Origin of the sequence: Alteromonas sp. Mac1, assembly GCF_001562125.1 — a bacterium.
Classification (GTDB): Bacteria; Pseudomonadota; Gammaproteobacteria; order Enterobacterales; family Alteromonadaceae; genus Alteromonas; species Alteromonas stellipolaris.
This window is the reverse complement of record NZ_CP013932.1, coordinates 3353222-3367320: the sequence shown is the minus strand read 5'-3', so window position 1 is coordinate 3367320 and position 14099 is coordinate 3353222. Positions and strand designations below refer to the sequence as shown.

Genomic DNA, 14099 nt, shown 5'->3' with positions numbered 1-14099 from the left:
ACCGTAGCAAGACCCAATGAAAAGCCTGTCGTATTTTTTCTGTTTTATATTTCGTTCAAAGTTTTTTGAATTACATTCAGCTAAGTTATCAACTTTTGGATTAGCCCCTTTTAAGCTATTTTTAACCATTTCATTTTTAGCTGCCCCCGTTTTTTCGGCCAGTGCCAGCACAAATACAAGTACCGAGAGCCTGAACGCTGATAACGAGAGCACTGACAACGAGAGCACTGACAATAAGAGTATTGAAGCGCTAGAGCGGTACACGGTCACCGCAGAGCGCCCGTATTACAATCAAACTTTAAACAGCATTTTTCCCCAATATAGCTACGATAAATCAAACCTTGTGGGTAGCCCTCACATCAATGACATTTTGCTGCAATCGCCGTCAGTTAATTTAAATGGGCAAGGTGGGCAAATTCAAAATATTAATATTCGCGGCTTCTCTCGCTGGCGAATTCAATCCTTACTTGATGGCGTACCTATTGTGAGTGACCGCCGAGCGGGGGCGAGTGTTGGCTTTGTTCCACCTTCTTTTATTCAAAGTGTTGCCGTCATTCCAGGGGCTGCATCTACCTATTTAGGCTCGGGCGCTATTGGTGGCGCTGTAGATTTGTTACTTCCATATAACACAGAATCTAACCTTCAAATAGGGTGGAGCAGTAACCAACAGGCACAAGACTATAGTTATGCCGATTACGCAGCCAATACGGACTGGAACCTGTCGTACCGTAAAGGCAATAACGGTAATGACGCGCAAGGTAATACTCTGTTTGATAAATTCGAACAATCCGCGCTATTCATAAGGCACCGTCCGGTAAGTGGGGTGCTGAAAGAAGCCTGGACCTTGTATTCAGACAACAGTGATATTGGTAAGTCGAGTAGTGACTTTCCTGAAGATAGAGTAACTACCTACCCAGAAAATACGCATTGGTTAGGCAAAATGACTTTTGCATTTTCTAATATATTTAGCTCTGACTTATTTAGCGATGACATGGCTAGCCCTGACACATCTAGCACAGACCTAGTTAGCAACCTTTGGTGGCACCAATCCACATTGGACACCCACATTTTAAGGCCAGAAGATCGGATAAACGAAAGTGAAAGCGAGGCGTTAGACTTCGGGCTTGATGTTGGCAGTAACGCACGCATAAATAATTGGCAAGTAAACTGGCAAGTTCAATTAATGGGGCGAGAAGGGGTAATTATTGATGAAAGAGAGTTCACCTTGGTTTCCTCTGCTAGTGAATTGACTGTAGATGAATCTCTTATAAATCAACCTGTCTTAGATGAAGCTTCAAATCTAACTGACTCATTCTTTACTTCTGAATTGGCTTACGAACTTCGTACATTGGATGCTAGTGAAACCACAGTGGCAGGTATTGCCGATGCATCGCGTACCTTTGGTGCTACTTCGCTAGCCTTTGGAGGCAGGCTTGATTGGCAGCAGCAGTCTAACAATGCTGATGATGTTACTAATACCAACGTTAGCGGGTTTATTGGGGCCAGCCATACGCTTTCGCCTCAATGGTCGGCAAGTGTTTACTTATCTAGCGCTTTTAGAAATCCTTCTTTAACCGAGCGTTATTTTTCGGGAGAAACCCCTCGGGGCACTGTCTTAGGTGATGACAATTTAGAAACAGAGCAGGCCACAAATGTACAGGCTTCGTTATCGTACAACAGCATTGATTTAACGGGCTCAGTTGAAGTGTTTCATCAGAAAATTAATCACTATATTGAACGTACTACGGTATCTGAAAATGTGCAGGTTTATAGCAATTTAGACAGTGCGACGATTCGAGGCATAAGCTATCAGCTAGATTGGCAGCAGTCACAAGCTGTAAATAAAGCGCAAAATAAAGCAACAGAGCAAGGGTATTGGTTTGCTCAGTTAAATGGAGCCTGGATTGACGGCGAAGATACTTTGGGAAGCGCTATTTCCGATATTCCGCCTAATAGTCAGCGATTAACATTAGGGTATGAGCTAGAAGATGTTCGGCTATTTTCAACATTGGTTCATCGTGCAAGCAAGCGAGATATTGGTGATAGTGAAAAGGAACTCGGCAATGTAACCACCATAGATATTGGCGCGCTATGGCAATTCAATCAACGTATGTCGGTGCAAGCGAGTTGGCGGAATCTTACTAATCAGCAATATTATGTGAGTGCCGACGATAAAGCTGCATTTGCTCAAGGTGAAAGCGTGCAGCTCGCACTAACCTTTTTGCTGTGAGCGGTAATATTGCTTTAAATATTTGCTTTTTAGCGTAGTAAACAACATGACTAAGCCCGTCAGCCACAAAATGAAAAGCAAAATGGCGGCGGGCAAAAAAAGCCATAGTTTGGCGCTTTCAAAAAACCAGCTGCCATCGTGAATAGCTTCAATGGTATCGGTGCGCCGATAAGCAACCTGAAGTACTTCGCCATTGGTTGCATTTAGCTGAACTTCCCAATGATTCTTACCGCGTACTTTTATAATGCCTTTGTCGGGGCGCACGTCTAAGCGGTCGATATCGCCCCAACTGTTCAGTTTAGCTTCGGGGACATTTTTTACCGCTTCAATAATGTTATCAAAGCTAATAGATGGCGCATCGCCAAGTGCTTTTTGGGTAGGCGGTTGTAGCCAGTCGAATTCTTTTTTTACCTGCAGCAAAAGGCCACTGCCAATCACAACAACGACAGGAATAAAAATGACCAATGAAAGCCACAAGTGAAAATTGCGGCTGGTTTTACGCAGGTTAATCGACATTCATTTACTACCTAAAAATGGACGTTCACTATACTGCATCTGATTTAGCGAGTAAAAAATGTTAGCTGATACTAAGATTTCAAGCGACGAATAAATGAGTTAAAACCGCTTGGTAATCACCGTAATATTGGTAGTCTTATAGAAAGTAGAATAACCACTGAGTAAACCCATGAAACACAGGCTTCTTTTATCGCTATTTACCTTGCTACCGTTTGCCCTACACGCCGAAGCACTACAATCTCTTGAAGCTCAAGACAAACAAGTAGCGCAAACACTAAAAGTAGCCACATTTAACGTAAGCATGGAATCGACTAACTACAAAGCGCTTGGGTTAGCGCCTAGTGCTAAGGTTTTACAGCAAGTGCTATCTAATGGTGAAAACCAGCAAGTTAAGAATATTGCTGAAATTATTCAACGTGTTAACCCCGACATTCTGCTACTCAATGAGTTTGATTATATCGCCGACCAGTCAGTAGGAATTGAGAATTTTATAAAGCATTATTTAAATGTTTCACAAGTTGGTCAAAAAGCAGTGGATTATGGCTATGTTTATACTAATACCGTGAATACGGGCGAGCCCACGCATTTTGATTTAGACAACAATGGCAAAAAAGAACAATACGGCGGTGATGCTTATGGTTATGGGTTATACCCAGGCCAATATGGCATGGTGGTATTGTCTAAGTATCCTATTGATCATGCTAATGCACGTACTTTTCAAACTTTCAAATGGCAAGATATGCCTGATGCCCAACAGCCTATGCTACCTGCTGCCAGTACTGAAGATGCAGGTACGCATTGGTATTCAGAAGAAGAGTGGCAGACCTTTCGTTTAAGTTCAAAATCTCATTGGGATATTCCGGTCAATGTGAACGGAAAAATAGTGCATGTGTTAGCCATGCACCCCACACCGCCAAATTTTGATGGCGAGGAAGATAGAAACGGTACCCGTAATCACGATGAAATTCGCCTAATGGCAGATTATTTAACGCCAAATCGTGGTGGCTATATTTATGACGATGCTGGCGAGCAGGTTAGCTTAAACGACAATGACCGATTCGTATTGGTCGGCGATTTTAATGCTGCTGATATTGGCGATAAATACAGACCCGATGTGATTGAGCAATTAACTGAAAGCCCGTTAGTGAACAATAGCCTTATTCCCACAAGTGCGGGTGGTGCAGAAGCCTCCAGCGAAGATTTCAGTAACCGTTTCACTGCCTACTGGGGGGCAAGAGCCGATTATGTGCTGCCTTCACAATATGGGTTTGACGTAAAAGACGCTGGTGTATTTTGGCCAACCAAAGACAGTGATTTATATAGGCTGGTAAAAGACAGGCAAGCAAGCTCTGACCATAGAATGGTTTGGGTGTCGTTAACGATAAAATAATTCGCTTCCATCCGTAAATGTTAAAAAAGTTTAATGAACTGCTAATCTGTTCTGGTTACTTGCCCGTTTATAACCTCATACACCTTCGCTTACGTCACTTGACGTAAGCCATGTTCCGAGGAGAGGCAAGTTTCTATGGACGATCCTACGCTAATTATCCTAATGTACTTCATCATTCCTATCTGGTTTCTGGCAGGTATTGTTGACTGGTTTTGTCATAGGCGGAGTAATATTTCTGGAACCAGCGGCGCAAAAGAATCATTCATTCATTTGCTGATGTTCGCCGAAGTTGGCATCCCACTATTCATGGTGCTGATCTTCGAAGTAAACAGCTTAATCATCGCTATTAGTATCGTGCTCTTTTTTGTGCATGAAGCTACCGCCATGTGGGATGTCTCTTACGCGGTAACTAAGCGCCGTGTAGGGCCCATTGAACAGCATGTTCATAGCTTTTTAGAAATGATCCCGCTGTTGGCCTTAGTTTTAGTGGTGGGCCGACATTGGCCTCATTTCACCGCGCTGTTTGGTATCGGCGGTATCCCCGCCGATTTCGCCCTTCAACTTAAAGAAGACCCTTTACCCACATGGTATTTAGTTACGGTGCTATTGGTAGCACTAGCCTTAGAGTTTGTACCCTATTTGGAGGAATTAATGCGTGGTTTAAAAGATAAAAATCAAGCTAATAGCGGCAAAAGCAATGGCACCCGTGGCACCGGTGATACAAACGTCACACCCGTTTCAGATGCTGAAGCCGAGGCTGCTAGTCCCTATGCTACGTCAGTGGCTGGGGAAGAAGACCCCGGTGTGGCATTAGAAGAGTTGGTAGAAAGTCGCAATGGGGTTATTCCTATCACCAAGAAGCGGTAAATATCGGTAACAGGAATTTAAGGGTTCAGTTTACCAACATAAGTAAGAGCTCCTTAATCTACGTGCTATCCACTCCATGTCATGCCGTATTAGGCATGACATGGAGTTAAGTTCAGCGAGATTTATGAGCCCTGTTTTAACTTATTCCTCGGTCTGTTTTTTCTTCATTTCAGCTTGCTCTTCTTGCCAAGCTTTATAATCTTCAAAACGCTGTTCGTAGCGAAGTACCTTACTGTTAGGATCGGCAATCACTACATCATATTGGCTTACTGTTAAGCTGGTTTGGTTTTGCATATCAAGCGTGGTTACTTTACCGTTTATGCTAACCTCTAGGGGCATAGGGAAGGGTAAATCACCTTCTGTTTTCCACGTAAAGGTGACGTCATTTTCGGTGCGAGCAACATCTAATTTAGGTAAAGCCGCACTGAATAAATACACGTCAAAAAACCAATCTAGATTGTGCGTGCTGTTTTTATTGACGATATCGATAAAGTCTTGAGTATTGGCGAAAATCGGTTTGAAATTTCCAGGCTTAGGGTCAACGCGCCCATACACTAATTCGGTTACAGAGCGGAAGAAATCTTCGTCGCCCATTAGCCCTCTAAGCGTATGAATAACCCATGAACCTTTGGCATAAATATCACCCGCAGGGCCTTTTTCATACACATCTTCTTCAGACATTAATTCATTACTTACAATGGGGTGAGCATTGGCTAACCCTTTTCTCTGGGCATTCAGTTTTACAAAATAGGCTTCATTACCATGAAGATATTGGGCATATAGCGGCTGCATGTAGGTGCCAAATCCTTCGTGTAGCCACATATGATCCCAATTGTCGTTGGTCAGCTGATTACCAAACCACTCATGGGCAAACTCGTGCTGCATTAACCAATCGTACCCAGCATCATCTTTTCTATATTCATTGCCATAGGCGTTTATTGTTTGGTGCTCCATACCCAAGTGAGGCGTTTGTACTATGCCTACTTTCTCGTCCGCAAACGGGTAAGGGCCAATCATACGTTCAAAGAAAGTAATCATTTCTGGTAGCTCGGCAAATAAGGCCTTAGCTTTGTCTTCGTTTTCTGGAAGATGGTAGTAGGTTAACGGGTAGGTATTACCGTATATACTAGTAAAATTCTGTGTGAGCTTTTCATAAGGCGCTATGTTTAAGGCAATGCCGTACGTATTATGCATCGACTTGGTTTTCCAATGAAAAGTGCGATCGTTACCCTTTTCTTGGGTGTCGATTAATACGCCATTACTGGCGGCCACAAGGGGGTTAGGGACAGTAATTAAAAGCTCAGTAGTTGCCGGTTCACCATAAGGTTGGTCGATACAAGGCCAGAAAAGATCGCAACCTTCACCTTGCACTGCAGTAGCTAACCATGGATGTCCATCAGGGGTTTCTTCCCACATCACACCGCCATCCCAAGGGGCTCTAATCGGCGTGCGAGGATGGCCTGAATACACAACACGCAAGGTGGCAGGAAACGCCACATCGCTATTCGGCGAGACTATAAGCTCACCTTCGGGATTACTAAACTGCTGTTCGGGTAATTTGGTGCCGTTCAACCACACGCTTTCGATAGCAAAACGAGTGTCTAAGTCCACCGAAATTTCTTGTTGCGGTGAAGGCGCTTGCAGGGTGAGGGTAGTATCTCCAAACAAAATCTCTTTGTCGAAATCAAAGGAAAAGGCGAGCGTTGCATGGCTAATAGATAGGTTCTGTTGCCTTTCAGGAATTTCTCCCCCAGTTTTTAACGTGTAGGGTGTTGATAGCTCGGCAGCGTGTATGGGATTTACTGAAGAAGCTGGCTGAGTCGCACACCCAACAATAAATGATGAGGCACACGCTAAGGCAAGCATTTTTAATTTCATGTTCTTTCCGTTTTTATTATTGTGAATTTGTTATTCCGTTCTTATTGTTATACGAACAGGAGCAAGATAAATCAATAACTTATCTTTCACAAAAGTCTCAATACAATGCAATGAGTAAACGGTTAATGCGGGGGTAAGTAAGATGAAAGACGGTAACTGGCCGCGTGACTAATCCTATTTTTGATAAAGGCGCCTTTGTATAATTCGATTATTTTCACGGTCTATCTTAGTTGGCTATCTTTACTGCCCCTTCGGTTAAACAACGACTCAACTTTGCTTGTTTTTTCCATTTCAGCTTGGCAGTTAATACACAATTGAACGCCAGGCACTGCTATGCGTCTGCGCTCAGGAATTGGGGCGTCGCACTCTTCACAGAATTCAGCGCTTGCGCCTTGATACATGTTGTTTTTAGCGCGCGATACCGCATCTTCAATGCTTGCGTCTATTTGATCTTGCACTGCGCCATCTTTTGCCCAGCCACCAGCCATATTCCCTCCTAAGCTCTACTTGCGAGTATTGCGATTAACAATAGAATGAAGCAAAGACAGTGCCGAGCATGTTGATTGGCTATTTTGATAATGATTACAAACGATTAGAGTAAATAGAGTGTGGCCGACGGTGTGAGCAGTTCTACTGGAAGCGCAGCTTTTACTGAGAACAGTGCAATATTTGCATCACCTAAAAGGAAATAGCATTATTTAAGAAAAACACTAAAAGGAGCGCGCGCTCCTTTTAGTATTCTTTCTTGATTGGTTTACGGCTACTTATCAGTACCCGCCGCTAATGGTTGGTCAAGTTTATAGTCGAGTTGTACTAACAAACTTGTTTGCCTGTGTGCAACACCACCTTTAATTGCTGGTTTGTATTTCCATTGTTTAAGCGCGGCTTTCGCACTTTCATCAAAAACGCCGTCGGGAGTGGCATTGACCACCGTAATATTATCGGTACTACCGGTTTTGGTAATATCGAATTGCAGTACAACGAAGCCTTCAATATTGCCTTTTTCGGCCGCTTCGGGGTATGCAGGCGATACAAATTCTACCGGTGCTGCTTCGTCAACCTTCGACTGTTTGTGTTCAGTATTGTGAAGTGGGGCGTTAGCTAATGCCATATTGGCAGTGATTAAGGCAAAAATAGCAGCTGTGCCAGCGGCAAGTAACTTATTACCTTTATGCGGGGTTTTAATTGCGTTCAGTCTTTTAATCATTGTACTTTTCTCTCCAAAGGTTGGGTACAGGTTTACTGCTTTTGAATTATGCTCGGCACAACAAACAAGTGCTTTTGCATAAATGAGTTTCTCGTCTGGTGATTTGTTGGCTAGCACTGAGTTATCACATGCTAATTCTTGACTACTACGAAACGACGTTAACGCAACCCAAGTTGCAGGGTTGAACCAAAAAAGTACTGTAAAAGCTAACGCAATAGCATTCCATACGTTGTCTTTGTGTTGGTTATGTACTCTTTCATGTTCAAGTATTAATGCTTGTTGAGTACCTGAAAATGCAGTCTCAAAATAACTAGGCAGCAGAACGACAGGCTTCAAAAAACCAAAGAGCATAGGTGTAGAAGCTTTATTGGAATAATACGCGCTAAGGGAAGGTGACGTATTTGAGCCTACTGAAACGGTAGATTTAGGCAAAGGAACAACGTGCTTTTTATCAATAGAGCGAAATAAGCTTATATGATGCACCAATATGTAAGCTGCTACCGCACTAGCACCTGTTGCCCATAGCCAAAACAGCACGCTGAATTGCGAGCTGGACACATTAGGGTTAATACCCACTATATAGCGGCTGATGCTATTAGAAGGAATAGAGACCAAATCAACGGGCAGGTTGTTCATCACAAGAGCGGCAGGTATTAACAACCACGCTTTATAAACAAACTTAGTACCTAGTTGGTTAGTAAGGGATCGTTCACAAAAGATCAAAAGCGCCAAAACAACCGTTAACATAACTTGCTGAGAAATCACCCACTCAATCATTGTTTTGCTCCCACTGCTTGATGACAGCTTTAAGCTCATCGATATCTTCTTTAGATAATTCATTTTGGTTGGCAAAGCCTGCAATCATAGGCGCAACTTTACCTTTGAAAAGTCGGCTTAAAAAACTGCTCGTTTCTTCTTGAACATATTCTTCGCGGGCAATTATGGGGTAATAAAGGTATTGGCGCTGTTGCTTGTGAAAACTGATCGCCCCCTTTTTAACTAGGCGGCCGAGTAAAGTTTTTACTGTTTTCTCATGCCAAGGTTTATGTTGATTAAGGCGGTCAATTACCTCGTTAGATGATATCGGGTTGCTGTCCCAAATCACGTCTAATACTTCAAACTCGGTATTGCTAATATCTGGCTGCGCTTTAGATGTCGTCATAAGTATTTTCGCTTTAACCAATCATGTAGTGGCTTTTAATTAAATGGATTACAAGTGTAGTCTAAATATAAGATTACATGTGTAATTCTAAAGTGCAAGTTTCTTTAGCACTTTTTTGAGTAATGGTTGTAGGTGTAGGGCGGAAGCGGGGGAAATGGCCACAAGTTAGTGACGGGCCATTATCTATTCATTGCTATAAATTTCATTTTGTAATTGCTCTAATTCGTCCAGTACTTTCATAAACTTACTGCCAAACTCGGTTACTTCGTACTCCACTCTTGGGGGCACTTCGTTATAAGACGTACGGGCTAAAATGCCAAATTCGATATTTTTTCGCAAACACTGGTTAAGTACTTTCGTGGTAAGGCCATCTACCCGACGAACCATTTCGCCTGGGCGATTTATTCCATAGCCAAGCAATTGATAAATAGTAAGAGACCATTTGCAACCGCAAACAGCTTGCACCATTAATGCTGCTTTGCTCGGTGCTACTTTTTTTGAAAAATTCTTCTCTATAGTTTTCATTAAGATGTACCTAAAAGTACCTACCTTACCGATAAGTGCTTACTTTTTAAGTCTATTAATTGCCGTTAAATTGGCTTTTCATTTTAACACAAGCAAGGTCATTAATAATGCAAACTTCTAATATTGCAGTGGTAGTCGGTGGTTCAAGTGGAATGGGATTGGCGACAGCTAAACAGCTTTCTGCAAAAGGAATTGATACGGTTATTTTAGGTAATAACAGTGGCAAGCTAGCATCAGCAAAGGTTGATATTGAATCATACGCTTCAAGTGGTGCTACTGTTGAGACTATTCAGGCCAATTTACATAAACAACAAGACGTCGAAAAAGTGATACAGCAATTGAACGCCGAAGACAGACATATTCAATACTTGGTTAACGCAGTAGGTTATTTTAGTCCTAAGCCATTCCTATCACATGAACCTGATGACTATGATATATATGCCACACTGAATCGCGCAATATTTTTCATCAGTCAATCGATTGCTAATAATATGATTAAGCATGGCGGGGGCGCCGTGGTGAATATTGGTTCAATGTGGGCTAAACAGGCAATAAAAGCCACACCGTCTTCTGCATACTCAATGGCTAAAGCGGGGCTACATGCATTAACGCAACACATGGCGATGGAATTAGCAGAATATAATATACGCGTGAATGCAGTGTCGCCTGCGGTAGTGAAGACACCTATTTACGAATCATTTATTAACCCAGCTGATGTCGATGAGGCGTTAAAGGGGTTTAATGGATTCCATCCTATTGGGCGCATTGGTACTTCTGATGACATTGCCAATAGTATTATGTTTCTGCTTCAGGAGCAGAGCAGTTGGGTAACTGGTGCAATATGGGACGTTGATGGTGGTGTTATTGCCGGGCGGAACTAAGCGTATTGTTTGGTAGCGATGTTGTTGTCGAAAAAGGATAAAGGCCAGCTTTTCTCTCTGGCCTTTATATATGAGTAAAAGTACATAAAGAAAAGTGCGAGGTGCTCCCATGCAACAAGTAAACTGGGAAGTAGGGTAGGGAGTTGCACCCAAACGTGGGTTTACGCAGAGCATTAATATTAAACCGTACGTAATGCCAATTAGGTAATGTACAACCCAGCCAATGATAAGTTCGCCAGGTACTCGTTCGGCCTTTGGCAATGCGGGCTGAATAAATTGCCCTGATTTCATGTGGCCTACCCAGCGCCCCACCAATAACCAGTTTGTTGCAGGTAACCCGAAAAATGTCGCGAGTAACCAAGCGTAAATATCTAGAACAATAGTGCCCCCTATACCTATAAGTATAAAAGTATAGATAGAGTCATTGATCATAATGGTGTGTCCTCGAAAAGTGCTTGAAAGGTGTGAATAGAGATGAAAAGAGCTACTAATAAGTGTGAATGTAGTGCTCAACACCCTTGCTTGCAGCATCTACCGCGCCTGCGAGGTAACCGGGAAATTGCGTCGACCATTCACTGCCTATACCCACTAAGCGTTGATGCCATGGGCCATTAGGCGGGGTAATGTAAGGCGCTGTGGCATGTGCATTTGCCGCGTGTTTATCTAAATGTGTTGAAGTGAGTTCATCTTGTGCCCAGTCTTTAATAACATCGACTTCAGGTGTAGCGGCTTGCGTACCAAAAAGTCTTGCCAATTGGGCCCGGCAATACGCTTTCAAATCTTCATTGTTAATACGTTGCCTGTCGGTTGCTGGCACACCAATAAAACCGAATAACGCTGCTTGGCCTTGTGGGTATGATGCATCATGTATTTCAACCATTGGCCCCGCGCTGCTGCGCGCACTGCCCGACAGCCCTTGCTTGCGCCAAAATGGGGTATCGTATACTGCAATGTATTTAGCATGTGGCGCCATCCACGTTGCTGTATTTTGCCACTTTGCTATTACATCGCTTGGTAGTGTTGGGTTAAATGCGATTTTTTCTACCGCCAGACGAGGCGGTAGTGCGAGCATGACATGTTCAACATAGACTGTGTTGTTTGGCTTATCGGAATTGCTATAGCGTATTTCAATACTGTCTTGTTGATAGGTTATTGATTCAGCAGATGCACTGGTTACTACGTGTTTGTTTTGAAGCTTCGCATACAGGGCGTTAATGAGTTTGCCCATGCCACCTTTTATCCGCATAGAAGTGGGAGAATGCATGTAACCCGGTGTGGCGGTTGGTGGCTGGCTAGATGAACGTTCAATCAGTGTGTGTCCTTGCTCGAACTGGGCAAAGGTTTCAAGCTTCAAGCTTTTAATAAGCTCACTTAACTGCGGCTGAAATTCTGGCCAAAACCACGTAGGGCCAAGATCGAAACTATTACTCTTACTCTGCGAGTTGCTAAGAAAGTCAGAAATTCGCCCGCCTAAATGTGCTCTGGCTTCAAGCAGTACGTAATCGGTAATGCCTTTTTGCTCTAATTGGTAGGCGGCATAAAGGCCGCTTAGCCCGCCACCTATAATAGCAATTTTTTTTCGCATGGGGTTAGTCTCCGCAGCCTATGTTTTTAAAACTTCCTACCTTTAGGTAAATCGCCGCGTTACTGTCTCCTGCAGTAATAAGCGGTTTGCTGTTGCTGGGTAACCTAAGCCAACTCCCTTTTGTATACTCTTGCCCTTGGTGCAGCACGCTGCCGCTGAGCACAAATAGCTCTAGTGCATCATGAGTAGATAATTTATTAAACAAGTGTTGTTGCGGCGAAAGCTTTACGAGTTTAGTTTCTTCGCTATCGTCCTGATAAAGTGGGCAAATTTGCAGGTTGTTTTTTGTTATCCACGCATTAGGGTTATTGGTGTCTATGCGTACAGGGCTGGCTTCTTTTTCCTGCATTTGCCAAAGCTTCACAAAAATAGTGGTGCCATTTTTACTGCTAGGTGCATGGGAAGAGCCCGGCGGGTTTCGCAAATACCAACCTTCGGGGTAGTCGCCAGCTTGATCAGAAAAAGTTCCGGAAAGCACTAATATTTCCTCTCCACCAGGGTGACCGTGGCTTGGGAAAAAAGACTCTGGCGCATAGCGCACCACGGTAGTTGCTCGGGCTTTTTCGCCACCTATTCTGTCTAGCATTACCCGTTCAACGCCTTTTTGGGGCGTTGGTTTCCAACTATATTGACTTGAGAGCAGAGCCGCTTGTTGCAGAAAATCTGAATTAACGCGCATATATTTAACCTAATGAGAAAGATTGGAATGGACTATTTAGCCAATAGTTTGCTGAAGGATTGAGAGGTATTTTTTACTTATTTACTTGCTTTTACAAACGAGATAATCTGAATCATCAGTAAAGAAAAAATTTATCGTATGAAGTCACCTATACACCTCAACGCGCTTAAAGCATTTGAAGCAAGTGCTCGGCATCAGAGTTTCTCGGCGGCGGCACAAGAGCTTAACGTTACGCCCGCCGCGGTGGGCCAACTCGTAAAAACATTAGAAGAATGGCTTGATACGGCCTTGTTTCATAGGATGAGCTCGGGCAAGACACGACTAATAGCTACTGAAACCGCGCAAAGTGCGCTGCCACTTATTCGCGAAGGGTTTGATAAGCTTGCTCAAGGGGTAGACATTTTAAAAGACAATGCCATAAGTGGCGCACTAACCGTAGCGGTAAGTCCCGCATTTGCCGCTAAATGGCTACTACCTAGGCTTCATCATTTTCAAGCTATTTGTGCTCAAACCAATGTTAATCTAAACACGAATTTAAAGCCTGTTGATTTTGCTTCACAACGAATAGATGTAGGCATACGTTTTGGTGTGGGCACCTGGCAAGGCCTAAGGGCTGAAAAGTTAATGGATGAAGAGGTGTACCCAGTGTGTTCGCCTACTTTTTTAGATGATCAAAGTCGCTTGAACTCAGTAGAAGGCTTGTTAAATGAAACCCTCATACATGACCAGTCTATGGATGCACATACGGGATTTCCTTCTTGGTCGTCGTGGCTAAAAAAAGCGGGAGTATCAGGCCCTTTCACCACGAAAAGTATTCAAATAAATAACTCTGCTGCGGTGCTGCAATCAGCAATTGATGGTCATGGCGTGGCATTAGCGCGCAGCGTTATGGCAAAAGATGATGTAGCAGCTGGTCGGTTGGTAAGGTTGTTTCCAAATATTAGTTTTCAATCACCTTTGGCATATTATGTTGTTTATCGACACGAATGTGCCGATCTGCCAAGAATTCAGGCTTTTAAAGACTGGCTTTTCAAAGAGGTAGAAGTCGCTACTGCTGGAAAGTAAGTGGTTACTGATTAAATGCGATGTCCAGTAAAGAATTTATTTACCATAGTAAAAGATGAACTCTGTGGTTAAGCGCTTTAATTACCCTTAAGCTTTTGCGCCATGTTAGCCACT

13 protein-coding genes and 1 pseudogene are annotated in these 14099 nt (G+C 43.2%); 5 read left to right on the top strand and 9 right to left on the bottom strand.

From position 1 onward, the window contains the following. The first annotated feature begins 16 nt into the window (after positions 1-16). On the top strand, positions 17-2230 hold the full coding sequence (locus AV939_RS14420; RefSeq protein ID WP_057790262.1) for a TonB-dependent receptor plug domain-containing protein: 2214 nt from the start codon (positions 17-19) through the stop codon (positions 2228-2230). On the opposite strand, the gene AV939_RS14415 is transcribed toward AV939_RS14420, so the two are convergent. Next, positions 2213-2746, bottom strand: a complete 534-nt coding sequence (locus AV939_RS14415) for a PepSY domain-containing protein (RefSeq protein WP_057790264.1) — start codon at positions 2744-2746, stop codon at positions 2213-2215. The genes AV939_RS14420 and AV939_RS14415 overlap by 18 nt on opposite strands. A 169-nt stretch (positions 2747-2915) precedes the next feature. On the opposite strand from AV939_RS14415, the gene AV939_RS14410 reads away from it, so the two are divergent. Next, positions 2916-4136, top strand: a complete 1221-nt coding sequence (locus AV939_RS14410) for an endonuclease/exonuclease/phosphatase family protein (protein WP_057790266.1) — start codon at positions 2916-2918, stop codon at positions 4134-4136. A 135-nt stretch (positions 4137-4271) separates the two neighbouring features. Beyond that, a complete protein-coding gene (locus AV939_RS14405; RefSeq protein WP_057790268.1) occupies positions 4272-5003 on the top strand; it encodes a hypothetical protein in 732 nt (243 codons plus the stop codon). A gap of 141 nt (positions 5004-5144) precedes the next feature. Here AV939_RS14405 and AV939_RS14400 read toward each other — a convergent pair whose 3' ends face one another. The 5 genes from AV939_RS14400 to AV939_RS14380 form a co-directional block, all read right to left on the bottom strand. Then, a complete protein-coding gene (locus tag AV939_RS14400) occupies positions 5145-6881 on the bottom strand; it encodes a M1 family metallopeptidase (RefSeq protein WP_057790269.1) in 1737 nt (578 codons plus the stop codon). Positions 6882-7102: 221 nt separating this feature from the next. Then, a complete protein-coding gene (locus AV939_RS14395) occupies positions 7103-7369 on the bottom strand; it encodes a DksA/TraR family C4-type zinc finger protein (protein WP_057790271.1) in 267 nt (88 codons plus the stop codon). 272 nt (positions 7370-7641) lie between these two features. Further along, a complete protein-coding gene (locus AV939_RS14390) occupies positions 7642-8865 on the bottom strand; it encodes a M56 family metallopeptidase (protein WP_057790273.1) in 1224 nt (407 codons plus the stop codon). After that, positions 8858-9250 carry a BlaI/MecI/CopY family transcriptional regulator gene (locus AV939_RS14385; RefSeq protein ID WP_057790275.1) on the bottom strand — a complete coding sequence of 131 codons (393 nt, stop codon included), beginning with the start codon at positions 9248-9250 and terminating at the stop codon, positions 8858-8860. The genes AV939_RS14390 and AV939_RS14385 overlap by 8 nt, the downstream gene beginning before the upstream one ends. A gap of 183 nt (positions 9251-9433) precedes the next feature. Continuing rightward, entirely contained in the window at positions 9434-9775 is a 342-nt protein-coding gene (locus tag AV939_RS14380) for a winged helix-turn-helix transcriptional regulator (RefSeq protein WP_057790278.1), read from the bottom strand. Positions 9776-9882: 107 nt separating this feature from the next. Here AV939_RS14380 and AV939_RS14375 point away from each other — a divergent pair, with 107 nt between their 5' ends. After that, positions 9883-10656 carry an SDR family NAD(P)-dependent oxidoreductase gene (locus tag AV939_RS14375; protein WP_057790280.1) on the top strand — a complete coding sequence of 258 codons (774 nt, stop codon included), beginning with the start codon at positions 9883-9885 and terminating at the stop codon, positions 10654-10656. A gap of 150 nt (positions 10657-10806) precedes the next feature. On the opposite strand, the pseudogene AV939_RS20510 reads toward AV939_RS14375, so the two are convergent. From AV939_RS20510 to AV939_RS14365, 3 genes and pseudogenes are all read right to left on the bottom strand, one after another. Beyond that, positions 10807-11088 (bottom strand): annotated as a pseudogene (locus AV939_RS20510) (DUF2938 family protein); the annotation flags it as partial. Positions 11089-11143: 55 nt separating this feature from the next. Beyond that, positions 11144-12241, bottom strand: a complete 1098-nt coding sequence (locus AV939_RS14370) for a flavin monoamine oxidase family protein (RefSeq protein WP_057790281.1) — start codon at positions 12239-12241, stop codon at positions 11144-11146. A gap of 4 nt (positions 12242-12245) precedes the next feature. Continuing rightward, positions 12246-12920, bottom strand: a complete 675-nt coding sequence (locus AV939_RS14365) for a cupin domain-containing protein (RefSeq protein WP_057790284.1) — start codon at positions 12918-12920, stop codon at positions 12246-12248. A 138-nt stretch (positions 12921-13058) separates the two neighbouring features. Here AV939_RS14365 and gcvA point away from each other — a divergent pair, with 138 nt between their 5' ends. Further along, positions 13059-13985, top strand: coding sequence for a transcriptional regulator GcvA (gene gcvA / locus AV939_RS14360; RefSeq protein ID WP_057790286.1), 927 nt, complete (start codon positions 13059-13061; stop codon positions 13983-13985). The last annotated feature ends 114 nt before the right edge of the window (positions 13986-14099 follow it).